Source organism: Vogesella facilis, assembly GCF_042648525.1.
Classification (GTDB): Bacteria; Pseudomonadota; Gammaproteobacteria; order Burkholderiales; family Chromobacteriaceae; genus Vogesella; species Vogesella facilis.
The window spans coordinates 301,161-325,798 of sequence record NZ_JBHRXN010000036.1 but is presented as its reverse complement, the minus strand read 5'-3'; the positions used below and the strand labels follow the sequence as shown (position 1 = coordinate 325,798).

At 66.7% G+C, this 24,638-nt stretch carries 22 protein-coding genes; 15 read left to right on the top strand and 7 right to left on the bottom strand.

Annotation, left to right across the window (positions count from 1 at the left end):
- Positions 1-48: 48 nt before the first annotated feature.
- Positions 49-1,413, bottom strand: a complete 1,365-nt coding sequence (locus tag ACFOLG_RS16895) for an MFS transporter (RefSeq protein WP_386094129.1) — start codon at positions 1,411-1,413, stop codon at positions 49-51.
- Between the two features lie 189 nt (positions 1,414-1,602).
- Between ACFOLG_RS16895 and uvrA the strand changes: the two genes are divergently transcribed.
- Both uvrA and ACFOLG_RS16885 read left to right on the top strand, forming a co-directional pair.
- A complete protein-coding gene (uvrA, locus tag ACFOLG_RS16890) occupies positions 1,603-4,428 on the top strand; it encodes an excinuclease ABC subunit UvrA (protein ID WP_386094126.1) in 2,826 nt (941 codons plus the stop codon).
- Between the two features lie 77 nt (positions 4,429-4,505).
- Positions 4,506-4,952: a VOC family protein gene (locus tag ACFOLG_RS16885; protein WP_386094123.1), complete on the top strand. Its 447-nt coding sequence runs from the start codon at positions 4,506-4,508 to the stop codon at positions 4,950-4,952.
- 132 nt (positions 4,953-5,084) lie between these two features.
- Here ACFOLG_RS16885 and ACFOLG_RS16880 read toward each other — a convergent pair whose 3' ends face one another.
- Positions 5,085-5,651: an excisionase family DNA-binding protein gene (locus tag ACFOLG_RS16880; protein ID WP_386094120.1), complete on the bottom strand. Its 567-nt coding sequence runs from the start codon at positions 5,649-5,651 to the stop codon at positions 5,085-5,087.
- Between the two features lie 230 nt (positions 5,652-5,881).
- Here ACFOLG_RS16880 and ACFOLG_RS16875 point away from each other — a divergent pair, with 230 nt between their 5' ends.
- Positions 5,882-6,214: a winged helix-turn-helix domain-containing protein gene (locus tag ACFOLG_RS16875; RefSeq protein ID WP_386094117.1), complete on the top strand. Its 333-nt coding sequence runs from the start codon at positions 5,882-5,884 to the stop codon at positions 6,212-6,214.
- Between the two features lie 73 nt (positions 6,215-6,287).
- Here ACFOLG_RS16875 and ACFOLG_RS16870 read toward each other — a convergent pair whose 3' ends face one another.
- The gene (locus tag ACFOLG_RS16870) at positions 6,288-8,444 is read right to left on the bottom strand and encodes a TonB-dependent siderophore receptor (RefSeq protein ID WP_386094114.1); all 2,157 of its coding nucleotides are present in this window, start codon (positions 8,442-8,444) and stop codon (positions 6,288-6,290) included.
- A gap of 154 nt (positions 8,445-8,598) precedes the next feature.
- Here ACFOLG_RS16870 and ACFOLG_RS16865 point away from each other — a divergent pair, with 154 nt between their 5' ends.
- From ACFOLG_RS16865 to ACFOLG_RS16820, 10 genes are all read left to right on the top strand, one after another.
- The gene (locus ACFOLG_RS16865; RefSeq protein ID WP_386094111.1) at positions 8,599-8,733 is read left to right on the top strand and encodes a hypothetical protein; all 135 of its coding nucleotides are present in this window, start codon (positions 8,599-8,601) and stop codon (positions 8,731-8,733) included.
- Between the two features lie 101 nt (positions 8,734-8,834).
- Entirely contained in the window at positions 8,835-10,385 is a 1,551-nt protein-coding gene (locus tag ACFOLG_RS16860) for a pyridoxal phosphate-dependent decarboxylase family protein (protein ID WP_386094108.1), read from the top strand.
- An 11-nt stretch (positions 10,386-10,396) separates the two neighbouring features.
- Positions 10,397-11,716, top strand: coding sequence for a lysine N(6)-hydroxylase/L-ornithine N(5)-oxygenase family protein (locus ACFOLG_RS16855; protein WP_386094106.1), 1,320 nt, complete (start codon positions 10,397-10,399; stop codon positions 11,714-11,716).
- On the top strand, positions 11,713-12,882 hold the full coding sequence (locus ACFOLG_RS16850; protein WP_386094103.1) for an MFS transporter: 1,170 nt from the start codon (positions 11,713-11,715) through the stop codon (positions 12,880-12,882). The genes ACFOLG_RS16855 and ACFOLG_RS16850 overlap by 4 nt, the downstream gene beginning before the upstream one ends.
- A gap of 9 nt (positions 12,883-12,891) precedes the next feature.
- A complete protein-coding gene (locus tag ACFOLG_RS16845; RefSeq protein WP_386094100.1) occupies positions 12,892-13,512 on the top strand; it encodes a GNAT family N-acetyltransferase in 621 nt (206 codons plus the stop codon).
- Positions 13,509-15,326, top strand: a complete 1,818-nt coding sequence (locus tag ACFOLG_RS16840) for an IucA/IucC family protein (protein ID WP_386094097.1) — start codon at positions 13,509-13,511, stop codon at positions 15,324-15,326. Before ACFOLG_RS16845 ends, ACFOLG_RS16840 begins: the two co-directional genes overlap by 4 nt.
- Positions 15,327-15,427: 101 nt before the next feature.
- Positions 15,428-16,201, top strand: coding sequence for a siderophore ferric iron reductase (locus ACFOLG_RS16835; protein ID WP_386094094.1), 774 nt, complete (start codon positions 15,428-15,430; stop codon positions 16,199-16,201).
- The gene (locus ACFOLG_RS16830; protein ID WP_386094091.1) at positions 16,185-16,952 is read left to right on the top strand and encodes an ABC transporter ATP-binding protein; all 768 of its coding nucleotides are present in this window, start codon (positions 16,185-16,187) and stop codon (positions 16,950-16,952) included. The genes ACFOLG_RS16835 and ACFOLG_RS16830 overlap by 17 nt, the downstream gene beginning before the upstream one ends.
- A gap of 10 nt (positions 16,953-16,962) precedes the next feature.
- Complete coding sequence (gene fhuB, locus ACFOLG_RS16825; RefSeq protein ID WP_386094088.1) at positions 16,963-18,960, top strand: Fe(3+)-hydroxamate ABC transporter permease FhuB; 1,998 nt, start codon at positions 16,963-16,965, stop codon at positions 18,958-18,960.
- Positions 18,961-18,980: 20 nt separating this feature from the next.
- Positions 18,981-19,886: an iron-siderophore ABC transporter substrate-binding protein gene (locus tag ACFOLG_RS16820; RefSeq protein ID WP_386094085.1), complete on the top strand. Its 906-nt coding sequence runs from the start codon at positions 18,981-18,983 to the stop codon at positions 19,884-19,886.
- A 69-nt stretch (positions 19,887-19,955) separates the two neighbouring features.
- On the opposite strand, the gene mnmA is transcribed toward ACFOLG_RS16820, so the two are convergent.
- The 3 genes from mnmA to ACFOLG_RS16800 all read right to left on the bottom strand — a co-directional run bounded on the left by mnmA (position 19,956) and on the right by ACFOLG_RS16800 (position 22,027).
- Positions 19,956-21,032: a tRNA 2-thiouridine(34) synthase MnmA gene (gene mnmA, locus ACFOLG_RS16815; protein WP_386094082.1), complete on the bottom strand. Its 1,077-nt coding sequence runs from the start codon at positions 21,030-21,032 to the stop codon at positions 19,956-19,958.
- The gene (locus ACFOLG_RS18115) at positions 21,029-21,433 is read right to left on the bottom strand and encodes a hypothetical protein (RefSeq protein ID WP_449369294.1); all 405 of its coding nucleotides are present in this window, start codon (positions 21,431-21,433) and stop codon (positions 21,029-21,031) included. The genes mnmA and ACFOLG_RS18115 overlap by 4 nt, the downstream gene beginning before the upstream one ends.
- Positions 21,434-21,574: 141 nt before the next feature.
- Entirely contained in the window at positions 21,575-22,027 is a 453-nt protein-coding gene (locus ACFOLG_RS16800; protein ID WP_386094073.1) for an NUDIX hydrolase, read from the bottom strand.
- An 88-nt stretch (positions 22,028-22,115) separates the two neighbouring features.
- Between ACFOLG_RS16800 and ACFOLG_RS16795 the strand changes: the two genes are divergently transcribed.
- Together ACFOLG_RS16795 and bfr are read left to right on the top strand one after the other, a co-directional pair.
- Positions 22,116-22,310: a (2Fe-2S)-binding protein gene (locus tag ACFOLG_RS16795; RefSeq protein ID WP_349582867.1), complete on the top strand. Its 195-nt coding sequence runs from the start codon at positions 22,116-22,118 to the stop codon at positions 22,308-22,310.
- 116 nt (positions 22,311-22,426) lie between these two features.
- Positions 22,427-22,897 (top strand): bacterioferritin, encoded by a 471-nt coding sequence (gene bfr, locus ACFOLG_RS16790; RefSeq protein ID WP_386094069.1) that lies wholly within the window; start codon positions 22,427-22,429, stop codon positions 22,895-22,897.
- 63 nt (positions 22,898-22,960) lie between these two features.
- Here bfr and ACFOLG_RS16785 read toward each other — a convergent pair whose 3' ends face one another.
- Positions 22,961-24,541, bottom strand: a complete 1,581-nt coding sequence (locus ACFOLG_RS16785) for a YdgA family protein (protein ID WP_386094066.1) — start codon at positions 24,539-24,541, stop codon at positions 22,961-22,963.
- Positions 24,542-24,638 lie beyond the last annotated feature (97 nt).

Below are 24,638 nucleotides of genomic sequence, written 5' to 3'. Positions count from 1 at the left end.
CCGTTTTCCGGCACGCCTGCGGAGTGTAGCGGTAAGGCCTGTTCATGACTATGGCTTGGCAATGGGCAGCAGGCGGCGCACGCCGGCTTCATCCCAGCCTTGCTGCGCCACCTTGAGGTAGGCCACGCCTTCGTCCGGCATGATCACCACTTCGCTGATGCCATCCAGTGCCAGCAGGCTGCTGGACAGGGCGCTGCTGTCGCCGCGCCAGTTGTCGTCCAGGTGGAACATCTGGGTTTTCACCGCCTTGGGCGGGGTCATGGTGATGGCCAGCAGCAGCCAGCTTGCCATCAGCACGCTGGTAAAACCGAACACGCCGGCGGCGCCGAAGCGGCCGTACAGCCAGCCGCCAAGCGCGGCGCCAAGGAACAGGCCGACAGACTGGGCGGTATTATACACGCCGATGGCGGTGCCCTTGGCGTCGGCCGGTGCGATCTTGGAGATCAGCGACGGCAGGGTGGCTTCCAGGATGTTGAAGGCGATAAAGTACAGTGTCAGCCAGACCACGATCAGCCAGAAGCTGGACAGCGCCAGCGCCATGCCCAGCTGCGCGGCGGTCATCAGCGCCACCGCGGCGACGAATACCTGCTTCAGCCGCGCCTTTTTCTCGCCATAAATGATGGCCGGCACCATCAGGAAGAAGCCGGCCACCACCACCGGCAGGTACACCTGCCAGTGATCGGCCTTGTCCAGATGGCCGGTGCTGGTCAGCGCAAACGGGATGGTGACGAACATCGCCATCTGTGCCGCGTGCAGCGCAAAGATGCCGTAGTTCAGGCGCAGCAGTTCCGGGTGGCGCAGCACCGCTGGCAGGCGCTTGGTGTTGGCCTCGGCATCGGAGTGGAAGCGCGACACCACCGGGTCGGGAATCACCCGCCACACGCCGATCAGCGCCAGCAGCGACAGCACGCCGGTGAGGGTGAAGATGCCGTCCACGCCGATATGCTTGGCCAGCAGCGGTCCCAGCACCAGGCTGACGGCGAAGGTGGTGCCGATGCTCATGCCTATCATCGCCATGGCGCGGGTGCGGTTTTCCTCGCGGGTGAGGTCGGCCAGCAGGGCGGTGATGGCGGCGGAGATGGCGCCGGAGCCCTGGATCACGCGGCCGATGATCAGCCAGGTGATGTCATGGGCGTTGGCCGCGACAAAGCTACCAGCGGCAAACAGCAGCAGGCCGCCGTAGATCACCTTCTTGCGGCCAACCTTGTCGGACAGCATGCCCAGCGGCAGCTGCAGGATGGCTTGCACCAGGCCGTAACTGCCCAGTGCCAGGCCGATCATGGCGTGGTTGTCGGCGCCTTGCAGCGTGGTGGCGTACAGGGCGAATACCGGCAGGATGAGAAACATGCCCAGCATGCGCAGGGCGTAGATACCGGCCAGCCCCAGGCTGGCGCGCAGTTCGAGTGCAGTCATTCGGAATGGGTTTCAGGCTAAGCGGGCAGCAACGCGATGGACAAGCTGCCGGCGCAGTGTAGCGCGGGCGGGTTCTGCGTTACGTTTCAACAGGTAACGACGGCGCAATACCAGCACCGCCAAGCGGGTAGAGCGCGGTACGCCAAGTCCGGTATAGTAGCAGGTTCCCCGAATCACGGTGAGACAGGCATGGACTTCATCCGCATCCGCGGCGCGCGCACGCACAACCTCAAGAACGTCAACCTCGACCTGCCCCGGCACCAGCTGGTGGTGATCACCGGCCTGTCCGGCTCCGGCAAGTCGTCGCTGGCGTTCGACACGCTGTACGCCGAGGGGCAGCGCCGCTACGTGGAAAGCCTGTCCGCCTATGCGCGCCAGTTCCTGCAGCTGATGGAAAAGCCGGATGTGGATCTGATAGAGGGCCTGTCGCCGGCGATCTCCATCGAGCAGAAGGCCACCAGCCACAACCCGCGCTCCACCGTCGGCACCGTTACCGAGATCCACGACTACCTGCGCCTGCTGTACGCCCGCGTCGGCGACCCGCACTGCCCGGACCACGACGTGGCGCTGGCGTCGCAGACGGTGAGCCAGATGGTGGACCACGTGCTGGCGTTGCCGGCCGAGACGCGGGTGATGATCCTGGCGCCGGTCATCGTTGGCCGCAAGGGCGAGAACCTCGACCTGTTCGAAGACCTGCGCGCGCAGGGCTTCGTGCGCGTGCGGGTGGACGGCGAGGTGTACGAGCTGGAGGCGGTGCCCAAGCTCGACAAGAACAAGAAGCACACCATCGAGGTGGTGATCGACCGCCTCAAGGTGCGCGCCGACATGCAGCAGCGGCTGGCGGAAAGCTTCGAGACCGCGTTGCGCCACGCCGACGGCCGCGCCATTGCGGTGGAGATGGATAGCAACCAGGAGCACTGGTTCTCCGCCAAGTTCGCCTGCCCGGTGTGCAGCTACAGCTTGCCGGAGCTGGAGCCGCGCTTGTTCTCCTTCAACAACCCGATGGGCGCCTGCCCCAAGTGCGACGGCCTGGGCGAGATCACCTTCTTCGATCCGCGCCGCGTGGTGGCGCACCCGGAGCTGACCCTGGCCGCCGGTGCCATCAAGGGCTGGGATCGCCGCAACCAGTTCTACTACCAGATGCTGCAGGCGCTGGCCGAGCACTACGATTTCTCGCTGGAGCTGGCGTTCGAGGAGCTGCCGCAGCGGGTGCAGCACGTGGTGCTGCACGGCTCCGGGCGCGAGGAAATCAACTTTACCTACCAGTCCGAGCGCGGCACCAAGTTCCAGCGCGCGCACAGCTTCGAGGGCATCATCCCCAACCTGGAGCGCCGCTACCGCGAAACCGATTCCAGCACCGTGCGCGAGGAGCTGGCCAAGTACCAGAACAACCAGTGCTGCCCGTCCTGCAGCGGCTCGCGGCTGCGCAAGGAAGCGCGCCACATCTTCATCGGCCGCAAGACCCTGCACCAGATCAACCAGATGGCGCTGAAGGATGCGGCCAACTTCTTTGCCGAGCTGCAGTTCAGCGGCCAGAAACAGGCGGTGGCGGAGAAGATCGTCAAGGAAATCAGCGAGCGGGTGTCGTTCCTGAATAACGTCGGCCTGGATTACCTGTGCCTGGCGCGCTCCGCCGATACCCTGTCCGGCGGCGAGGCGCAGCGCATCCGCCTGGCCAGCCAGATCGGCTCCGGCCTCACCGGCGTGATGTACGTGCTGGATGAGCCGTCCATCGGCCTGCACCAGCGCGACAACGATCGCCTGCTGGCCACGCTGATGCGGCTGCGCGACCTGGGCAACAGCGTGATCGTGGTGGAGCACGACGAGGACGCCATCCGTGCCGCCGACTACCTGGTGGACATGGGGCCGGGCGCCGGCGAGCACGGCGGCAACGTGCTGGTGGCCGGCAAGCCGGAGGAAGTCGCCGCCTGCACCGATTCCGTCACCGGCGACTTCCTGTCCGGCCGCCGCAGCATCGCGCTGCCGGCCGAGCGCCGCGCGGTAAACGCCGAGCGCCTGCTGACGCTGGAAGGCGCCAGCGGCAACAACCTGAAGGACGTGACGCTGCAGCTGCCGCTGGGCATGCTGGTGTGCATCACCGGCGTGTCCGGCTCCGGCAAATCCACGCTGATCAACGACACGCTGTACAAGATCGCCGCCCGCGATCTGAACGGCGCCAGCGAGGAGCCGTCGCCGTACCGCGTGGTGAAGGGGCTGGAGCAGCTGGACAAGGTGATCAACGTCGACCAGAGCCCGATCGGCCGCACGCCGCGTTCCAACCCGGCCACCTACACCGGGCTGTTCACGCCTATCCGCGAGCTGTTCTCTGGCGTGCCGCTGGCGCGCGAGCGCGGCTACGGCCCGGGGCGCTTCTCCTTCAACGTCAAGGGCGGCCGCTGCGAGGCTTGCCAGGGCGATGGCGTGATCAAGGTGGAGATGCACTTCCTGCCGGACGTGTACGTGCCGTGCGACGTGTGCCACGGCAAGCGCTACAACCGTGAGACGCTGGAAGTGCAGTACAAGGGCAAGAACATCACCGAAGTGCTGGAGATGACGGTGGAGCAGGCGCTGGAATTCTTCGGCGCGGTGCCCACCGTGGCGCGCAAGCTGAAGACGCTGATGGACGTGGGCCTGGGCTATATCCGCCTGGGGCAGAGCGCCACCACGCTGTCCGGCGGCGAGGCGCAGCGGGTAAAGCTGGGGCTGGAGCTGTCCAAGCGCGATACCGGCCGCACGCTGTACATTCTGGACGAGCCGACCACCGGCCTGCATTTCCATGACATCGACCTGCTGCTGCAGGTGCTGCACCGCCTGCGCGAGAACGGCAACACCGTGGTGGTGATCGAGCACAATCTGGACGTGATCAAGACCGCCGACTGGCTGATCGACCTGGGGCCGGAAGGCGGCGCCGGCGGCGGCCAGATCATCGCCAGCGGCACGCCGGAGCAGGTGGCGGCCAACCCGGCCAGCCATACCGGCCATTATCTGGCACCGTTGTTGCTGCCACGGACATAGTGATTGCGGTTTTATCGGGAAAACCGTTTAGAATCAGATATGGGCGGCGCGCGGCGACGCCCGAGCAAGGGGAAAGCATGCTTACGTTGGGCAAGATTGATCACATCCACATCCGGGTCAGCGACGCCGCCAAGGCCGCCGACTGGTACAGCCGCGTGCTGGGGCTGGCGGCGGATACCCGCTACCGCCATATGCAGGACGGCCCGCACGGCGTCATCATGATGGCCAACCCCAGCGGCACGGTACGGCTGGCCATCAGCCAGGAAGAGGGCGCCACCGCGTTTGCCGGCGCCATCGCCTTCGTGGTGAGCGGCCAGGATTTCCTGGAATGGATCGACCAGCTGGCCGGCGAGCGCGTGCTCAACAGCGAAGGCCAGACCATTGCCCGCGACAGCGTGCGCGACCACGGCTTCTTCTGTTCGCTGTCCTTCGTCGACCCGTTCGGCAACCCGTTCGAGATCGTCAGCTACGACCACACCTGGCTGGCCGGCAAGCTCAAGCTCACCAAGCGCACACCGGCCTGAGTACCGCCTGGCCGTAATGCAAAAACCCGCCGTCGGCGGGTTTTGTTTTTGCTGCCTTCGCATTGCGCGCCGCATTTGACCGTCTGCGGCCAACCTTTGCCGTGCTGGCGGCGCGGGCAAGTCGCCGCCGCGCTACAGCGCCTGCGCCTTGGCCTGAAAGTAGCCCTGCAGCTGCTGCTGCGGCAGCGGGTAGCCATAGAACACCACGTTGGCCGGCAGGCTGGCCCACTGCTGCACCGTGTCGTTGTCCATATCGCTGGTCAGCACGATGTCGATGCCCTCCAGCGCATGGTTGGGCTGCTGCAGCAACTGCAGCAGGTCGAAGGCGCTGACGCCGGGCATCAGCAGGTCGATGATCAGCACATCCGGCCGCGCCTGGCCGATGGCCACCAGCGCGCTGATGCCGTCGTCGAAGGCGCGCATCTGCAGCGGCAGCTGCCAGCCGGCCAGCAGCTGCGCCAGCTGCTGGCGTTTGTCGGCCTGTTTTTCCACGTGATAGACCAGCAGCTGCGCGCGCTGCTTGCGTGCCGCCTTGCCGGTGATATAGGCGTTGAGCGAGGCGCGGCTGATGCGGCGGTGGCCGCCGTTGGTCTTCCAGGCTTTCAGCAAGCCCTGTTCCACCATGCGCTGCACGGTGGTGTAGCTGACGCCGATGACTTCGGCGGCCTGGCGGGTGGTGACGAACTCTGGTTCCTGCATGCGATCTGGCTGGCGAGGGTGGGAGAGGCCGATGCTACTGCCGGGCACGCCGTTTGGCAATAAATGTGCATATCGTGCATTAAATTGTGCAAATCATTCAAAACATCAAAATCATTTATTGCAGCATTGACCGCACATTTTTGCCTGCTGCAAGATGGCCGCACCCGGTCACCGCAGGCCCTGCATCGCGCAGGCTGCGCGGCGCGCCGGGCGTCAGCAAGGGCCAGTCCATGTCAGTACGCATCCAGTTATCCCCGCTGCAGCACATCATCAACCCGGCCAGCGGGCAGCAGCAGAAGATCAGCGCCAATGAATACCGGCTGCTGCGGGCCATGCCGCGCGAGGGGCTGGCCAAAGAGCAGCTGATCGCGCTGGTGTGGGGCGAGCGCGGGCGGCTGGTGGGCGATTCCAGCTACTACAACCTGATCTACCGGCTGCGCCGCAATCTGGCCGCCATCGGCGTGGCGGATGCGGTGCTGAGCGTGCCCGGCTTCGGCGTGCTGCTGCGCTGCGAGGTGGAGCTGGTGCTGTCGCAGCCGCTGGCGTTTGCCGGTCGGGACTGAGCGCGATGGCAGATAAAAACAGCCGGGCAAATGCCCGGCTGTTTTGCTTGCGGCCAACGTTGGCCGCAACGGTTTACCACTTGTAGCTGACGGTGGCGCTGACGCTGCGGCCGGCGCCGTAGTAGCAACCGCTCAGGTCATAGCACGAGGCCACGTATTCCTTGTCCAGCAGGTTGTTGACGTTCAGGCGCAGCGAGGTGCCCTTCAGGCCGGCGTTGAAACGCGCCAGGTCCACGCGCAGCGCCAGGTCCAGCAGGGTGTAGGACGGCAGCTTGGCGGTGTTCTCGTTGTCCGCCCACATGCTGCTGACGTAGCGTACGCCGCCACCCAGATCCAGACCGTTGCCGAAGTCGTAGTCTGCCCACAGCGTGGCCATGTTTTCCGGTGCCATCACCGGGGTGTTGCCGGTGGTGGCGCTGCTCAGGCCGTTGACGATCTGCATGTCGGTGCGGGTGTAGCTGGCCAGCAGGCTCAGGTTGCGGCCGAGCTTGGTTTTGGCTTCCAGCTCCAGGCCGCGGGCGCGTACATCACCCACCTGCTTGTAGTAGTACACGCTGGAGTCGTAGTAGGCCACGTTGCTCTGGTCCAGCTGGTACACGGCGGCGGTCAGCAGGGTGTCGGCGTCCGGCTGGTACTTGATGCCCAGCTCGTGCTGTTTGGTGCTGGATGGGCTGAGGACCTTGCCGTTCTGGTCGGTATTGCCGGCGCCGCTGACCTTGAAGCCTTCGCTATAGCTGTAGTACGGCACCAGTGCCTCGCTCAGCAGATAGCTGATGCCCAGCTGCTTGCTGAGCTTGTTGCCTTGCCAGCCGTTGTTGCTGTTGTTGTTCTCGCTGTAGGGCGACACCTCGGCGTGGTCGTGGCGCAGCCCCAGGCTGACACGCCAGTCCTGCCATGCCAGCTGATCCTGCAGATAGCTGCCCAGCTGCTGGTTGCTGCGCTGGTAGTGGTATTTGGCGATGGTGCCGTAGGCGACGTTGTAGTTCGGGTTGTCGGTATCCAGGTTGTCGAGCGCGCCATTGCCGATATTGTCGCTGCTGTCCATGTCCTGGTAGTCGATGCCGGCCAGCAGGCTGTGGCGCAGCGGCCCGGTAGCGAACTTGCCGGCCAGCTGGTTATCCAGCAGCAGGGTCTTGGTCTTGGCGTCTTCGGCGGTGGCATAGCGGATCAGCTGGTTGCTGTTGCCGCTCCAGCCGTACTGGTAGGCGTAGGTGCCGTCGACGGCGACTTCCTGGTAGCGCGCATGCTGGCGGAACTGCCAGTTGTCGTTGAAGTCGTGCTCGAACTGGTAGCCGTAGAACATCTGGTCGCGCATCACGCCATCGTTGGCCGCACCATCGTAAAAGCTGCTGGACAGGGTCTTGCCGTTGCGGGCGATCACGGTGCCCTCGTACGGCAGCGAGCCATTGGTGCCGCTGTCCGGGGCGTGCGACAGATAGGCCTGCAGCAGCAGGCGGTTGTCGGCGTCTATCTTCCAGCGCAGCGACGGCGCCAGCGTGTAGTTTTCGACGTGGCCGTAATCCTGCTGCGTGTCCGTGGCGTAGGCCTTGCCCACTACACGGTAGCTGAGGTTGTCGCTCAGGCTGTCGGCGTAATCGAACGCCAGTGCCCGCTTGTTGTGGTCGCCCACCGTCACCTCGATCTGGTGGTAGGCGCTGTCCAGCGGCAGCTTGCTGCTGGAGGCCACCAGCCCGCCCGGGGCGGTGGTGCCGTACGCCACCGAGCTGGGCCCTTTCAGCACTTCCACCCGCTCCATGAAGTACGGGTCCAGCTGGATCTGTGCCAGCGTGGAGCCGTCCGACACCAGGCGCAGGCCATCCAGATACTGGTTGGTGGTCATGCCGTCATTGAAGCCGCGCAGCACGATATTGTCGAACTGGCCGTATGCGCCGCGGCCGCCGTTGAAGGTGCCGGCGCTGTAGCCCAGCGCCTCGCCTACCGTCTGCGCGCCCTGATCCTCGATCTGCTGCCGGGTGACCACGCTGACCGACTGCGCGATCTCCTTGAGCGAAGTGTCGGTCTTGGTGGCGCTCTTGCTCGATTTCACCGTATAGCCGCGGGTGGGCGCGCTGGCGCCGGCGTCCTGGCTGCCGCTTACCACCACGGTGTCCAGCGTGGTGCCATCGGCGGCGAAGGCCTGGCTTACCGCCAGCGCCAGGGTGGCGATGCACAGGGCGCTGCCCAGCGGGCGCGCCGGCTGCCGGCGACCGGCCTGTTGTTGGTTCTGCATGTATGTACGTCCGTGTGTTGAATCGCGTTGCGATCCGGAGGGAAAACAGCAGGGCCTGGCCGGCCGCTGCTGCCGGTGCGTGCTGCCAGCATGAATACATTTGCGAGGCATTGATGCGAATCATATTGATAATAATTATCATTGGCAATATGATGTGATCCATGCCAAACAGGAGTACGACGTGATGGAACGCCGCAACCGATGCTACCCGCAGACCCGCGCCACCCCGGCGGCGGGCGAGGGCGCCTGTACGCAGATGGGCCGTGCCGTGTCACGGCCCTGCGTGTAACAGGCTTGTGTCAGCACGGCGCCGCGGCTGCGGCCGGTGGCGCCGGATGCAAGCATGGACCACCCACCCTGTCGTCACGACAGGCCATGCGAGACTTGAACATGTCCATCAAGCAAATCGTTAGCCGCGACAGCCAGGCGCTGCCGCGTGCCGACGTGCCGGGCAAGCGGCACCTTTTCAACCAGCACAACCTGGCGGCCTATCGCCAGGGCATGGAACAGAGCCTGCAACTGGTGAGCCATCGTCTGGCCGCAGTGTCGCAGCCGTTCAGTGGCGTGCTGCCACAGGAGCTGGCGCCGGCCTTCGCCGGCATCGATCTGGAACAACCGGCGGCCGACCAGGCCGCGGTGCTGGCCGAGCTGGCCACGCTGTATCTGGACGATGCCGTCTACTTTCACCACCCGCGCTACCTGGCGCATCTGAACTGCCCGGTGCTGCTGCCATCGCTGATGGCGGAGCTGATCCTGTCGGCATTCAATTCGTCGCTGGACACCTGGGACCAGAGCGCCGGCGGCACCCTGATCGAACAGAAGCTCATCGACTGGACGCTGGGCCACCTCGGCCTGGGCGCGGACGCCGACGGCGTGTTCACCAGCGGCGGCACCCAGTCCAACCTGATGGCGCTGCTGCTGGCGCGTGACAGCTACTACGCCCGCCGCGGCCACAGCGTGCAGCACGCCGGCCTGCCGGCGGATGCCGGGCGCCTGCGCATCCTGTGCTCCAGCGCCAGCCACTTCAGCGTGCAGAAATCCGCCGCGCTGCTGGGGCTGGGCTACGAGGCGGTGATCAGCGTGCCGTGCGATGCACGCCAGTGCATGGATATGGCGGCCCTGCAGGCCGAGCTGGCGCGCTGCCAGGCCGCCGGCCTGCTGCCGCTGGCCGTGGTGGCCACCGCCGGCACCACCGATTTCGGCAGCATCGACCCGCTGCCGGACATCGCGGCGCAGTGCCGGCAGCACGACATCTGGCTGCACGTGGATGCCGCCTACGGTGGCGCGCTGCTGCTGTCGCCGACGCGCCGCCACTGGCTGCACGGCATCGAGTTCGCCGATTCCGTCACCGTGGACTACCACAAGTCCTTCTTCCAGCCGGTGAGCTGCAGCGCCTTCTTCGCGCGCGAGCGCCGCCACTTCACACACCTGACCTGGCATGCCGACTACCTCAACCCGCTGAGCGCGGCGCAGGAGGGCACGCCCAATCTGGTGAACAAGAGCATCCAGACCACGCGCCGCTTCGACGCGCTCAAGCTGTGGCTGACGCTGCGCAGCATGGGCGGCGCCGAGATCGGCGCCATGTTCGACCGTGTCATCGAGCTGGCACAGCAGGGCTACGCCATGCTGCGCGCCGAGCCGTGGCTGCAGTTCGCCGCCGCGCCGCAGCTGTCCACCCTGGTGCTGCGCTTCGCGCCGGCTGCCGCGCTGGGCGACGACGCGCTGCTGGATGCGGCCAACGTTTACATCCGCAAGGCCATCTTCCGCAGTGGCGAGGCGGTGATCGCCGCCACCAAGCTTGGCGGGCGGCAGTACCTGAAATTCACCCTGCTGAACCCGGAAACCACCCTCGCCGATCTGGCAGCGGTGGCCGCGCTGATCCGCCATCACGGCGAAGCCTACCTGGCCGAGCATGCCGCGCCGTGCGCGCGCTCGGCCTGAGGAGCACACAGATGCACAGCAAGATTCACGATTTCGTCGCCATCGGCATCGGCCCGTTCAACCTCGGTCTGGCGTGCCTGGCCGCGCCGCTGCCGGACATGGACGGGGTGTTCCTGGACAAGGCCGAAGGTTTCAACTGGCACCCGGGCATGCTGCTGGACAGCGCCACGCTGCAGACGCCGTTCCTGGCCGATCTGGTCACCCTGGCCGACCCTACCAGCCGCTTCAGCTTCCTCAACTACCTGAAAACCACCGGGCGCATCTACGGCTTCTACATCAAGGAAGACTTTTTCATGATGCGCCACGAGTACAACCAGTACTGCCAGTGGGTGGCGGCGCAGCTGCCGGCCCTGCGCTGGCAGCGCTACGTGGAGCGGGTAAGCCATCAGGACGGTGTGTACGCGGTGCATTGCGTGCACACCCGCAGCGGCGAGCGCGAGGTGTACCGCGGCCGCCAGCTGGTGCTGGGCACCGGCACCGTGCCGTGGCTGCCGGCGTGCTGCCACGAGGTGGCCGACCGCGTCGGGCATTCCGCCACCTATCTTGCCGACAAGGCCGAGCTGCAGCAGAAGCGCAGCATCACCATCGTCGGCAGCGGCCAGAGCGCGGCGGAGATCTATTACGACCTGCTGCAGGACATCGAGCGCTACGGCTACCGGCTGAACTGGTTCACCCGTTCGCCGCGCTTCTTCCCGCTGGAGTACAGCAAGCTCACGCTGGAGATGACCTCGCCGGAGTACATCGACTACTTCCACCGCCTGCCGATGGCGCAGCGCGACGCGCTGATGCAGCAGCAGAAGGGCCTGTACAAGGGCATCAACCTGTCGCTGATCAACGCCATCTACGACACGTTGTACAACAAGCGGCTGCTGGGCGAGGTGGATAGCCAGCTGATGACCAACACCGCGCTGCAGAGCTGCCACTACGACGAGGCCAGCGGCCGCTTCCGCCTGGGGCTGCAGCAGCAGGAACAGGATGTGCACTTCGAGCTGGAGAGCGAGGCGCTGGTGCTGGCCACCGGCTACCGCTACCGCGAGCCGGCCTTCCTGCAGCCGATACACGGGCGCATCCGCCGCGACGCGCGCGGCCGTTTCGAGGTTGGCCGCAACTACAGCATCGACCACGGCGGCAGCGAGATCTTCGTGCAGAACGCCGAGCTGCATAGCCACGGCCTGGTGACGCCGGACCTGGGCATGGCGTGCTACCGCAACGCGTGGCTGATCCGTGCCATCAGCGGGGTGGAGCACTACCCGATAGAGCGGCGCATCGCCTTCCAGCAGTTTGCCGCGCCACAGGCGCCGGCCCACGCGGCGGAGCGGCTGAGCGCATGAAGCAGAAGTCCTTGCTGATGGGCCTCACCGCGGTGGCGGTGGTGAGCGACGCCATGCTGCTGCCGTTCTACCCGCAGTTCTTCGCCGCCCGCTTCGGCATGCACGACCCGCAGCACGTGGGCGCCTACGTGGCGGCCATGTGCCTGGTGGTGATGTTCGCGCTGCCGCTGTGGGTGCGGGTGGTGCGCCACCTGCCGCTGCTGCAGCTGTTGGTGTTCACCCAGCTGGCCGCCGGCCTGCTGTGCCTGTACTGCTACTGGACCAGCTCGCTGGCCGGCTTCTGGCTGGTGTCGCTGGCGATGATCGCCTGCAAGGGCAGCTATCTGCTGGTGTACCCGCAGCTGATGGCGCTGGCCGGCGAGGGCGAGCACACCGCCACCGTGGGGCTGTTGTCGGTGATCGTGCACTTCGGCGGCATCGTCGGCGCGCTGCTGGGCGGGCTGCTGCTGCAGGGCGTGGACGGCGGGCAGGTGTTCCTGCTGATGGCGGCCGGTGATGCCATCCAGATCGGCATCTGCCTGTACCTGCTGTGGCGGCAGCCGTTGCCGCTACCGCATGCGGCCAACCTTGCGCCGCAGGCGGCGGACGATGGCGAACGGCTGGCCAGCGTGTACCGGCTGGGGGCGCTGATGTTGCTGTTCTACTTCAGCGCCTACCTGGTGCGTGCCTTCTTCGCGCTGCACTGGCAGGCGGTGAGCGGCATCGGCGACAGCCGGCTGGCGGCGGCGGTGTTCGCGCTGCCGGCGCTGCTGGCGCTGGGCGGGCTGTGGCACAACCGCCGCCGCGCGCTGCGCGGGCTGGTGCCGCTGGGCAGCCTGCCGGCCATGCTGCTGCTGGGCTGCGCCGGGCTGCTGCTGCAGGCGCTGCCGGATACGGCGGCCCTGTTGGCCGGGCGCTGCCTGTTCGGCTGGGCGCTGTTCCAGCTCACCGTGCAGCTGGACGTGCAGCTGTTCCGCCTTGGCACGCCGGCCAGCTACGCCGCCGACTACAGCAAGATCAACTTCTGCCAGAACCTGGGCGTGCTGGCTGCCTCCTACGCCGCCGGCCTGCTGGTGGCGGGGCAGGGCCTGGCATCGCCTTTCCTGGTGGCAGCCGGTGGCCTGGTGCTGACCGCGCTGCTCTACCCCCTGCTGGCGGTGACGCGGCCGCGCACCGTCCCCGCCTGAGGACGCCTCATGAGCTTATTCACATCCAATGACTCCGCCGCGCTTGCGGCCAACCATCACCACTGCCGGGTGCCCGGTGTGGGCGATTTCAGCCTGCGGCCGCTGGCGGTGCCTGGCGACATGCCGTTGCTGCATGGCTGGGTAACGCAGGACTACGCCCGCTACTGGGGCATGCAGCAGGCCACGCTGGCCGAGGTCGATGCCGCCTACCGCGCGCTGCAGCAAGGCGCGCACAGCGCCTGCTACCTGGGGCTGTACCACGGCGAGCCGGCCTTCCTGCTGGAGTGCTACGACCCGGCGCACGACGTGCTGGCCGGGCACTACCCGGTGGCGGCAGGCGACATGGGCATGCACTTCCTGGTGGCACCGCCGACGCGGCGGGTACCCGGTTTCACCCGCGCGGTGATGCGCGTGATCCTGGATTTCCTGTTCCGCGACCCGGCCACCCGCCGCGTGGTGGTGGAGCCGGACGTGCGCAACGACAAGATCCACGTCATCAACCGCCATGCCGGCTTCGTCTACCAGCAGGAGATTGCCCTGCCGCACAAGCGCGCACACCTGGCCTGCTGCACCCGTGAACAACATCAGGCCGCGCTGCAGACAGCATGGCCAGTAAAGGAAACACTATGAACACCATCGTATTCGACAAGCCGCAACAAGCCGCCGCCCATTTGCAACCGGCGCTATGGGCCAAGGTCAACCGCCTGCTGCTGCGGAAGGCCATCGCCGAATTCAGCCACGAGCTGCTGTTGCAGCCGCAGCTGCTGGTTGGCGAGGGCGAGGGCGACTGGAGCGATTACCGCCTGCCGGTACCCGGCCGCGATGCGGAATACCGCTTCCGCGCCCGGCTGCTGGCACTGGAGCACTGGGATATCGACGCCGCCTCGCTGCGCCGGCTGGAGGCGGGCGCCGACAGCGCGCTGGACGCACTGGCCTTCATCATCGAGTTCAAGGCGCTGCTGAATATCGGCGACGACATGATGCCGGTGTACCTGGACGAGATCAGCAGCACGCTGTACGGCAGCGCCTTCAAGCACGGCCGCGCCGGACTCAGCGCCGACGAGCTGACCCGCGCCGACTTCCAGTCGGTGGAAACCTCGATGATGGAAGGCCACCCGTGCTTCGTGGCCAATAACGGCCGCATCGGCTTCGATGCCGCCGACTACGGCAACTACGCACCGGAGGCCGCCTCGCCGATCCGCCTGATCTGGCTGGCGGTACACCGCAGCAAGGCCACCTTCAGCAGCATCAGCGACCTGTCCTACCAGCAGCTGCTGGACGAGGAGCTGGGCGCCGAAACGTTGGCCGCATTCGCCCGCCAGCTGGCGGCGCGCGGCCTGAACGGCGACGACTACCTGCTGATGCCGGCGCACCCGTGGCAGTGGTTCAACAAGCTGGCGCAGTGCTTTGCCGCCGACGTGGCGCAGCAGAATATCGTGTGCCTGGGCTACGGTAGCGACGCCTACCTGGCGCAGCAGTCGATCCGCACCTTTTTCAATATCAGCCAGCCAGGGCGCCGCTATGTGAAGACCGCGCTGTCCATTCTCAATATGGGTTTCATGCGCGGGCTGTCGCCGTACTACATGCTGGCCACCCCGGCCATCAACGAGTGGATCAAGAACCACGTGGCCGGCGACCCGCTGCTGGCGGCCAACGGCTTCACCATCCTGCGCGAGGTGGCGGCCATCGGCTTCCGCAACCACTACTACGAGCAGGGCATTGCCAGGGATACGCCGTACAAGAAGATGTTCTCGGCGCTGTGGCGCGAAAGCCCGCTGCCGCTCTTGGCCCCCGGCCAGCGGCTGATGACCATGGCCTCGCTGCTGCATGTGGACGCCGACGGCAAGGCGCTGCTGCCGGCGCTGATCGGCAGCTCGGGGCTGGATGCGCAAAGCTGGCTGCGCCGCTACCTCGCCGCCTACCTCACCCCGCTGCTGCATTGCTTCTACGCGCACGACCTGGTGTTCATGCCGCACGGCGAGAACCTGATCCTGCAGCTGGAAAACAATGTGCCGCTACGCGCCATCATGAAGGACATCGCCGAGGAGTGCGCCATCCTCAACCCGGACGCGGTACTGCCGGCCGGGGTGCAGCGCCTGGCGGTGGAGGTGCCGGAGGAGCTGAAGATCCTGTCGCTGTTTACCGACGTGTTCGACTGCATTTTCCGCTTCATCGGCGCCATCCTCGACCACAGCGGCACGCTGCCGCAGCGGGATTTCTGGCGCGAAGTGGCGCAGTGCGTGCTGGACTACCAGGCCAGCCAGCCGCAGCTGGCGGCCAAGTTCGCCCGCTATGACCTGTTCGCGCCGGCGTTCACCCGCTCGTGCCTGAACCGGCTGCAGCTGGGCAACAACCAGCAGATGATCGATCTGGCGGACCCGGCGAAGAACCTCAAGTTCGCCGGCACGCTGCAGAACCCGATCGCGCCGTACGCCGCGCGTTAAGCCCGTGTCCGCCACGCCTGACCCGGGGGTGGCGGCGGTCTTCCTGTTCATGACACCGGGCGCTTTCACGCAGCGAAAACGCCCGGCAACCGGATACCCGCATGTCTCATCTGATATCCGCTACCGATAGCCCCGGCCTGCTGGCCGCCATCAGCCGCTGCCTGCCGGGGCTGGACGGCACGCTGGCTGCCGCCGCTCCGGACGCGCTTACCGCCGATGCGGCCAACCCCGCGCCGGTGGCGGCGCTGCTGCAGCACTGGCGGCAGGCGCACCCGGAAGCCGGCCCGCACTACTGGGGCAGCCGGGTGTGGACGCTGCTGCTGTGGCAGCCGGTGTACCTGGCGGTACTGGCGGTGCATCTGGCCGGCTGCCTGCCGCGGCTGGCCGGCATGGCGCAGCGGCAGCAGGGCGGCTTCGTTGCCGGCTTCAGCCTGCTGCCGGGCGCGCTGCAGCACGGCACGCAAGCCGAGCTGATCGCCGCCGCCGGTCAGGCGATGCAGGCCGCCTGCCAGCCCTACCTGGCGCTGATCAACCAGCAGCTGAAGCTGCATCCCAAGATGGCCGGCCGGCTGCAGGCCGACTGCCTGCTGGCGGCGCTGCTGTTCGTGCAGCGCTGCGATGCGCGCTTCGACAACGCGCGGCTGCAGACGCTGGCGCCGCAGTGGCTGGCGGCACTGGCGCAGCCGGATGCCAGCGGCCTGCTGGCTGTGACGCTGGACGATGGCCGCCAGCGGCTGGCGCTGGAACGCAAGGTGTGCTGCCAGCACTTTCGCCGTTGCGACGGCGAGCTGTGCAGCACCTGCCCGAAACTGAAACCCGCGGCGCGCCTGGCGCTGCTGAAACAGGAGTTGTCTGCCGATGCTGTCCCTGCGTGACATCCGCGTCTGTCGCGATGAGCGAACCATACTGGCCCTGCCGGCGCTGACGCTGGATCCTGGCCAGTTCACCGTGATCCTTGGCCACAATGGCTCCGGCAAATCCACGCTGATGAACCTGCTGGCGCGCCAGCTGCAACCGGATCACGGCGCCATCACCCTGGATGGCCAAACGTTGGCCGCGTACGCCAGCCGCGAGTTCGCGCGCCGGGTGGCCTTTCTGCCGCAACGGCTGCCGGAGGCCGCCGGCCTGACAGTGGCCGAGCTGGTGCGCCTCGGGCGCTACCCGTGGCGCGGCCTGCTGGGGCGCTGGCAGGCGGAGGACGCCGCCATCGTGCAGCAGGCGATGCGCGCCACCGATATCGGCCACCACGCCGGCCACCTGGCCGACCTGCTGTCCGGCGGCGAGCGCCAGCGGGCGTGGATCGCCATGCTGTTGGCGCAGCAGGCGCCGCTGTTGCTGCTGGACGAGCCGACCTCGGCGCTGGACCTGGCGCACCAGTACGAGCTGATGGTGCTGCTGCGCCGGCTTAACCGCGAGCAGGGGCGCGGCATCGTCGCCATCCTGCACGACATCAATCTGGCGGCGCGCTACGCCGACCGCATCGTGGCGCTCAAGCGCGGCGAGTTGTTCTTCGACGGTACGCCGCATGAGCTGCTGCACTCGCCGCGGCTCAGTGCGCTGTTCGACATCGACATCCGCCTGCTGCCGCGGGAACAGGGCGCCCATCCGGTGGCGGTGGTGGCCTGAGATGCAGCGTGTGCTGAAACTGAATCCGTGGCCGCAGTGGCCGCTGCGCTACCCGCTGGCACTGCTGGCCATGCTGCTGCTGGCGCTGTGGCACAGCCAGATCGGCAACCCGCTGCCGCTGGCCACGCAGTGGGCGCTGCTGGCACGGGCGCCGGCGGATTTCGCCGAGCTGCAGTTCGTGTTCGCCACGCTGCCGCGGCTGGCGCTGGCGCTGCTGGTGGGCGCGGCGCTGGGTTTTTCCGGCAGCCTGCTGCAACAGCTGACGCAGAACCGGCTGGTGTCGCCGATGACGCTGGGCGCCAGCGCCGGCGCCTGGCTGGGGCTGGTGTGCGCCACCATCTGGCTGCCGCAGCTGGCGGCGAGCCATGGCGAATGGCCGGCGCTGGCCGGCGCCATGCTGGCGGTGCTGCTGGCACTGGGTATCGCCGGCGTGCGCGGCATCGGCGGGCTGCCGCTGGTGCTGGGCGGCATGGCGCTGAATCTGCTGCTGGGGGCGCTGGCTTCCGCCATCGTGATGCTGCACGACCAGTACAGCCGCAACCTGTTCATCTGGGGCGCCGGCGACCTGACGCAGAACGACTGGCACTGGGTGCTGTGGCTGCTGCCGCGGCTGGCGCCCATGCTGCTGCTGCTGTGGCTGGCGCCGCGCCCGCTCACCCTGCTGCGGCTGGGTGCCAGCGGCGCGCAGGGGCGTGGCCTATCGCTGTGGCCGGCCATGCTGTTGCTGCTGTTGGCCGCATTGTGGCTCAGCTCGGTGGCCATTGCCGCGGTGGGGCTGATCGGCTTCATCGGCCTGCTGACGCCGAACTTTGCCCGCCTGCTGGGCGCGCGTGGCGCACGCGACGAGCTGGCGTTCAGCGCGGTGCTGGGCGCGCTGCTGCTGCTGGCTACCGATGGCCTGGCGCTGCTGGCCAGCAGCTACACCGTGGAACTGGTGCCCAGCGGCGCGGCGGCGGCGCTGATCGGCGCGCCGGCGCTGCTGTGGTTCACCCGCAGCCAGCGCGCGGGCAGCGGGCAGCAGAATCTGTCGCTGGCGCCGCAGGCGCGGCCGCTGTCATGGCGTGGCTGGGGGCTGCTGCTGGCCGGCTTGCTGGTGGTGGCGCTCGTCAGCCTGACGCTGGCGCCGGGGGCGCAGGGCTGGCGGCTGGCGTGGCCGGATGCGCTGATCTGGTCGTTCCGCTGGCCGCGCACACTGGCGGCGGTGGCCGGCGGCGCCGCGCTGGCGCTGGCCGGGGTGATCCTGCAGCGCCTGCTACGCAACCCGCTGGCTAGCCCGGACATCCTGGGGCTGTCCGCCGGCGCCACGCTGGCGCTGCTGGGCGCCACGCTGTGGCTGGGGCGCCCACTGCAGCAGTTCGGCGCGCCGCTGGCCTTTGCCGGCAGCATGCTGGTGCTGGGCCTGCTGCTGTGGCTGGGGCGGCGCCAGCAGTACGCGCCGGGCATGATGGTGCTGGTGGGCATTTCGCTGGCGGCCTTGCTGGAGGCGCTGCTGCAGTTTTCGCTGGCGCGCGGCACGGCGGACAGTTTCGCCATTCTCGGCTGGCTGGCCGGCTCCACCTACCGCGTGTCCGGCAGCGAGGCGCTGCTGCTGGCCGGCGGCACGCTGCTGCTGGCGCTGCCGGTGCTGTGCGGCCAACGTGCGCTCACCTTGCTATCGATAGGCGACGGCGTGGCGCAGGGGCGCGGCCTGCAGCTGGCGCGCAACCGGCTGGCCTGGCTGACGCTGGTGGCGCTGCTCACCGCGCTGGTAACCAGCGTGCTGGGGCCGGTGGCCTTCCTCGGCCTGCTGGCGCCGCATATCGCCGCCATGCTGGGCGCGCGCCGCGTGCTGCCGCAATTGCTGCTGGCGGCGCTGTTGGGCAGTGTGCTGCTGCTGGTGGCGGACTGGCTGGGCCGGGTGCTGATCTTTCCGCTGCAGGTGCCGGTGGGCATCCTGGCCTCGGTGCTGTGCGGCGGCTATTTCATTTTCTTGTTACTGGCGCAGCGCCTGCGCCGGGGGAGGGCGTGATGGCGCGCGCAACGGGAATCATGTTGGCCGCAGCGCTGCTGCTGTGCTCGGGGCTGGCGGCGGCGTTGACGGTGCGCGACAGCGATGGCGAGCACCACTTTGCCCGCGCGCCGCAGCGGGTGGTGGCGTTGAGCTGGGAGGCGGCGGAGCAGCTGCTGGAGCTGGGCATCACCCCGCTGGCGGTGGCGGATGCCGACGACTACCGCAAGTGGGTGGTGCGGCCAACCTTGCCGGCGGCCACGCTGCCGGGCGGCGGCCGGCTGGAGCCCAACCTGGAGCTGCTGGCCAGCCTGAAGCCAGACCTGATCATCATCAGTCCCAGCCTGCTGGACATGCGGCCGCAGCTGGCGCGCATTGCGCCGGTGCTGTATTTCGACGCCTACCGCCACGACCACGACAATGCGCAGGTAGCGCGCGACATCTACCTGCAGCTGGCCGGGCTGTTCGGCCGCAGCGCACTGGCGCGGCAGCGGCTGGCCGCCATGGAGCAGGGTTTTGCCCGCTTGCGCGGCCGGCTGCAGCAGCATTTCGGCGCGCGGCTGCCGACAGTGGACGTGGTGCGTTTTGCCAGCCCTGCGGTGGCCTATCTATACGGCAGCAACTCGATGCCGGTGCATGCCTTGCAGCGGCTGGGGCTGGGCAGTACGCCGCAGGTGGCGGCGTCGGTGTGGGGCGTCAGCCAGAAGAAGGTGGTGGAACTGGGCAGCCTGCGGCACAGCGTGGTGCTGTACCAGCAGCCGTTCGAGCAGGCCGGCAAGCTGTTCGGCACCCCGCTGTGGCGCGCCATGCCCTTCGTGGCGCAGCAGCGCTTTGCCGCGGTGCGCTCCACCTGGAGCTATGGCGGCATCTTCTCGCTGTATTACCTGGCCGAGGCGATGACCGAGGCGCTGTTGCGCCTGCCGCCACGGACGGCGTTGGCGCCGTGAAGCACAAGGCCCCGCGCTGCGGGGCCTTGCTGGCATGCCCTGCGGCCAACGTTGGCCGCAAGGGGCTGCTTACTGGATGATGCCGCCGCCCAGGCAGATGTCGCCGTCGTACAGCACGGCGGACTGGCCGGGGGTGACCGCCCATTGCTTGTCGCGGAAGGTCAGCGTGGCCTTGCCGTCGACGATGGGTGACAGGCTGCAGCCGGCATCGGCCATGCGGTAGCGGTTCTTGGCGGCGTAGTCGCCGGCGGCCGGCGGCTGCGGCAGCGTCCACGACAGGTCGTCCATCTGCAGCGCCGGCTTCAGCAGCAGCGGGTGGTCGTGGCCCTGTACCACGATCAGCTTGTTGCCCGGAATGTCCTTGCCGCCGACGAACCACGCTTCGCCGTTGCCATCCTTGCTGCCGCCAATGTTCAGGCCCTTGCGCTGGCCCAGGGTGTAGAACATCAGCCCGACGTGCTCGCCCACCACTTTGCCGTCCGGGGTGATCATCTCGCCCGGCTTGGTGGGCAGGTAGCGCTGCAGGAACTCGCGGAACGGCCGCTCGCCGATGAAGCAGATGCCGGTGGAGTCCTTCTTGGCGGCGGTGGGCAGGCCGGCTTCCTCGGCCAGGCGGCGCACTTCGCTCTTGTGGATGTCGCCGAGCGGGAACAGGGACTTGGCCAGCTGGTGCTGCTGCAGGCGGTACAGGAAGTAGCTCTGGTCCTTGCTTTGGTCCACGCCCTTCATCAGGTAGTGCACGCCGTCTTGTTCCAGCTTGCGCGCGTAGTGGCCGGTAGCGATGCAGTCGGCGCCCAGTTCCATCGCGTAGTCGAGGAAGGCCTTGAACTTGATCTCGGCATTGCACAGCACGTCCGGGTTGGGGGTGCGGCCGGCGGAGTATTCCTTGAGGAAGTACGAGAACACGCGGTCCTTGTATTCCTTGGCGAAGTTGACGATCTCCATGTCGATGCCGACGATGTCGGCCACGCTCATGGCGTCCAGTGCGTCCTGCTTGATGGAGCAGTATTCGTCGTCGTTGTCGTCTTCCCAGTTCTGCATGAACACGCCGATCACCTCGTGCCCCTGCTGTTTCAGCAGCCAGGCGGTTACCGACGAATCCACACCGCCGGACATGCCGACGACAATACGTTTCTTACCCGTCACGGGGAAAATCCTTCCTTCCAGAGTGCAAGAGGCAGCACCAGCGGTGGTGCCCCGAAATCTCGCGGCCAGGCATCGATCACCCAGTGTTCGGGCGTGTCGATGGCATCCAGGCCGACGGCGTAGTGCTGGTTGAACAGCAGCGGGGCGCGGAACACGGCCCCGGCAAGATGGTGGTAGTGCAGCCATTGCCGCGCCTCCAGCAGCTGCAGCAGCTGCGCGACATTGCGGCTGTGATCGATGCAGTCCATGCGCCCGAGGGTGCGGCCATCCTCGTGGTTGCCGCCGCGATCGGCGGCGATCGGCGCCTGTTGCGCCGCCAGCTGGTAGTAGGCCAGCACTACGTCCTGCAGCGCGGCGCGTTCGCCGCTGGCGGAATCGGCGGCCAGCAGGCGCCGGTTCATCCAGCTGAGGGCATCTTCGCCCAATTCAAGCGTGCTGCTGCGATCGCATCCGTAATGGTAACAGAGGGTTAGCTCGGCCGCACCGGCCGGCAGGGCGTAAAGCACCAGCCATAGCAGCCACGGCCACACCCGGCGCATCATCTAGTGGCCGTGATGGTGCAGCACGGACAGCGGCAAGCGCTGGCCGGCCAGGTAGTCGTCCACGCAGCGGCCCACCAGCGGGCTGCGCCAGCTGGCCTGCTGCGCGCGGATCTCGGCGGCGCTCAGCCACACCGCCTCAATGATGCCATCGTCCAGTGCGCGCGCTTCCGGCGCGGCGGCGGCATCGCAGGCGAAGGCGAAGCGCAGGTAGGTGATGTCGGTGCTGTCTTCCTTGTCCGCCAGGTAGATGCCCACCAGCGCGGTGGCGGTGGCCGGGTAGCCGGTTTCTTCCAGCGCCTCGCGCGCCACGGCGGCGGGCAGGGTCTCGCCGTATTCCAGGTGCCCGGCCGGCTGGTTCAGCCGCACGCCGTGCGGGGTGTGCTCGCGCACCATCAGGAAGCGGCCGTCACGCTCGATGATGGCGGCCACTGTGGTATTTGGTTTCCATTGCATGCTGTGTTTCCGGATATTAATTGACAATCGTTATCATCTACTTTTATGATTTCCGTACTGCGATTAATTCTTGATACGGGTGTCATTCATGTACGTCTGCCTCTGCCACGGTGTTACCGACCGCGACATTCGCGCCGCCGTCTGCAATGGTGCCACCCGCATGAGCGACCTGGCAAAAGAGCTGGGGGTGGCCACCGATTGCGGCCGCTGCGCCTGTGCGGCCAACCAGCTGCGCAAGCAGACCCTGCTGCAGATCAGCGAGCCGGAACTGGCCGCCGCCTGAGTCGCATCCCGCCTTTTTAGCTCATTCTTTCTGCATTTTCAGCCGCCGCATCCGCCTTGTACTGGCATGACTATGTGCCATAATCCACGCACTCAATCCTCCCAGGAGCTGCGTCCATGCAAGGCGACAAGAAGGTCATCAAGTACCTGAACCAGATTCTCAGAAACGAACTCACCGCCATCAACCAGTATTTCCTGCACGCCCGCATGTACAAGAACTGGGGCCTGAAGGAGCTGAACGAACACGAGTACCACGAATCCATCGACGAGATGAAGCATGCCGATCGCCTGATCGAGCGCATCCTGTTCCTGGAAGGGCTGCCCAATCTGCAGGATCTTGGCAAGCTGTACATCGGCGAGCACACCAAGGAAATGCTGGAGTGCGACCTGAAACTGGAGATGGAAGGCATCCCACTGCTGCGCGAGGCCATCCACTACTGTGAATCGGCCAAGGACTACGTGACCCGCGATCTGCTGGAAGACATCCTGGAGAGCGAGGAGGAGCACGTGGACTGGCTGGAAACCCAGCTGGGCCTGGTGGAGAAGCTGGGCCTGCAGAACTACCTGCAAAGCATGATGGCCGACTGAGCCCGGCGCGCCGGCAACAAAAAACCCCACCGCGAACGGTGGGGTTTTTGTTTGCCTGCAGTGTTACTGTGCGGCCGAGGCATCGGCCGGCGGGGCCTCCTCGGTTTCCTGCCACGGCAGCGCCACCTTCTGCTGGTTGACGCGCAGCTCGCCGTCGGCAAAGCGCAGCGAGGTGGACAGTTGGCCGCCGTTGCGGCGGATCAGCTGCAGGTGTTCCCACTCCGACAGCTGGGCATCCAGCAGGCTGCGTGCCAGGTTGTCCACTTCATCCATGTTCGGCTGCTCTTCGGCGCTGGCATCCACGGTGAACAGGTTGCGTGCCTGCGCCACCACCAGGTTCTGCAGCGTCTGCTCCGGCAGCTCGATGCTGGCCTGGGCGGTAAAGCGCTTCAGGAAGGAGATCGGGTTTTTCAGATCGGCATCCTGCAGCCCGGCCAGCGTCAGGCTGCCATTGGCCTTCACCTCGCCATTGGGCATGCGCAGGTAGAAGGTGTGCACCATCAGCTTGGGGTTGTTCTTCAGCAGCGGCAGGCCCTGCTGCATCACGGTGTCGATGTAGCGCTTGCGCAGCTGTGCCGGGTCCTTGCCCTCGAACGGCAGGCGCGACAGCGCGTCATCCAGCTTCACCAGCGTGGGACCGTGCAGGTGGTTGGCAGACACGTCCAGCTTCAGCGGGCCGTACACGCTGTCGTTGTAGGCAAAGCGCTCGAAGTCCAGCTTGCCGCGGGTGTTGACGTATTCGTCCTGTTCGCTGGTCACGATCTGGTAACCCAGCTTGGACAGCTCCACGTGCGACGGACGGAACTCGCCGGACGGGTTGATGAACTCGCCGACACGAACGCGGCCAATCAGGTAGATCAGCTCGTTGAGCTTGATGCTGTACGGGATCGCCTCGTTCCAGTTGAGCTTGATGTTGTCCACCGTCAGCTCGCTGGTGCCCAGCTTCACGCCGGTATTGCCCGGGCGCACCTGCGACAGGTACTTGATGCCGCTGAAGGCGAAGCGGCCCTTGGGGCCGGCCTGCAGCACGAAGCCCGGGGTGGTGGATTCCACGTTGTACTCGCGGTAGCCGCTCTGGTAGTTCACCAGCAGGTTGAAGCCCTGCCAGTTCATCTTCACCCCGGCCAGGGTTTCTTCGTAGTCGAACTTGGGCACGCTGACGGTCAGCTCGCCGCCACCGGTCAGCCCCAGGCGGTTGACTACGGTGATCGGCTCGGCATCGCCGAAGAAGCGCTGCAGCGTCTTGCGGGTGCTATCGCTCATGTCGAACTCGGTGCGCACGATGGCGCGTGCCGGGCGCAGGTCGAAATCGAACAGGCCGGGCAGCAGGCCGTGCTTCACCTTGTGGTGATAGCGCAGGGTGCCGGCCAGTAGCGGGCGCAGGTTTTCCGGCAGCAGGCCGAGGTAGGGGCCGACCAGCTGCTTGTTCAGTTCCAGCTCGGTGGTTTCCTCGGACGAGAACCAGCCGCGCTGGTAGCTGTGCGACTTGATGGTGAATACCGACGACTGCGCAATCATGCGATGCTGCTCGGCCAGGGTTTCCTCGGCCTTGAGGCCGGCCCAGTAGGCAAAGCCGCTGTACAGCGCAAAAGTGGCGACGAGGGCGCCACCACCCAGAATGAGATGATGCTTGGAGACGTTCACGGTCCGGCCTGGATAGACGAATGAAGCGGCATCTTACCCTACCTGTGGCGGCTTATGCATGATTGCCCGGCCGGCCTGGCTGCAAGTCACTGAAATC

What these genes read in the sequence shown, in the direction of transcription:
- ACFOLG_RS16895 (WP_386094129.1), bottom strand. Translation starts at nt 1,413, where the DNA reads ATGACTGCACTCGAACTGCGCGCCAGCCTGGGGCTGGCCGGTATCTAC.
- uvrA (WP_386094126.1), top strand. Translation starts at nt 1,603, where the DNA reads ATGGACTTCATCCGCATCCGCGGCGCGCGCACGCACAACCTCAAGAAC.
- ACFOLG_RS16885 (WP_386094123.1), top strand. Translation starts at nt 4,506, where the DNA reads ATGCTTACGTTGGGCAAGATTGATCACATCCACATCCGGGTCAGCGAC.
- ACFOLG_RS16880 (WP_386094120.1), bottom strand. Translation starts at nt 5,651, where the DNA reads ATGCAGGAACCAGAGTTCGTCACCACCCGCCAGGCCGCCGAAGTCATC.
- ACFOLG_RS16875 (WP_386094117.1), top strand. Translation starts at nt 5,882, where the DNA reads ATGTCAGTACGCATCCAGTTATCCCCGCTGCAGCACATCATCAACCCG.
- ACFOLG_RS16870 (WP_386094114.1), bottom strand. Translation starts at nt 8,444, where the DNA reads ATGCAGAACCAACAACAGGCCGGTCGCCGGCAGCCGGCGCGCCCGCTG.
- ACFOLG_RS16860 (WP_386094108.1), top strand. Translation starts at nt 8,835, where the DNA reads ATGTCCATCAAGCAAATCGTTAGCCGCGACAGCCAGGCGCTGCCGCGT.
- ACFOLG_RS16855 (WP_386094106.1), top strand. Translation starts at nt 10,397, where the DNA reads ATGCACAGCAAGATTCACGATTTCGTCGCCATCGGCATCGGCCCGTTC.
- ACFOLG_RS16850 (WP_386094103.1), top strand. Translation starts at nt 11,713, where the DNA reads ATGAAGCAGAAGTCCTTGCTGATGGGCCTCACCGCGGTGGCGGTGGTG.
- ACFOLG_RS16845 (WP_386094100.1), top strand. Translation starts at nt 12,892, where the DNA reads ATGAGCTTATTCACATCCAATGACTCCGCCGCGCTTGCGGCCAACCAT.
- ACFOLG_RS16840 (WP_386094097.1), top strand. Translation starts at nt 13,509, where the DNA reads ATGAACACCATCGTATTCGACAAGCCGCAACAAGCCGCCGCCCATTTG.
- ACFOLG_RS16835 (WP_386094094.1), top strand. Translation starts at nt 15,428, where the DNA reads ATGTCTCATCTGATATCCGCTACCGATAGCCCCGGCCTGCTGGCCGCC.
- ACFOLG_RS16830 (WP_386094091.1), top strand. Translation starts at nt 16,185, where the DNA reads ATGCTGTCCCTGCGTGACATCCGCGTCTGTCGCGATGAGCGAACCATA.
- ACFOLG_RS16820 (WP_386094085.1), top strand. Translation starts at nt 18,981, where the DNA reads ATGTTGGCCGCAGCGCTGCTGCTGTGCTCGGGGCTGGCGGCGGCGTTG.
- ACFOLG_RS18115 (WP_449369294.1), bottom strand. Translation starts at nt 21,433, where the DNA reads ATGAACCGGCGCCTGCTGGCCGCCGATTCCGCCAGCGGCGAACGCGCC.
- ACFOLG_RS16800 (WP_386094073.1), bottom strand. Translation starts at nt 22,027, where the DNA reads ATGCAATGGAAACCAAATACCACAGTGGCCGCCATCATCGAGCGTGAC.
- ACFOLG_RS16795 (WP_349582867.1), top strand. Translation starts at nt 22,116, where the DNA reads ATGTACGTCTGCCTCTGCCACGGTGTTACCGACCGCGACATTCGCGCC.
- bfr (WP_386094069.1), top strand. Translation starts at nt 22,427, where the DNA reads ATGCAAGGCGACAAGAAGGTCATCAAGTACCTGAACCAGATTCTCAGA.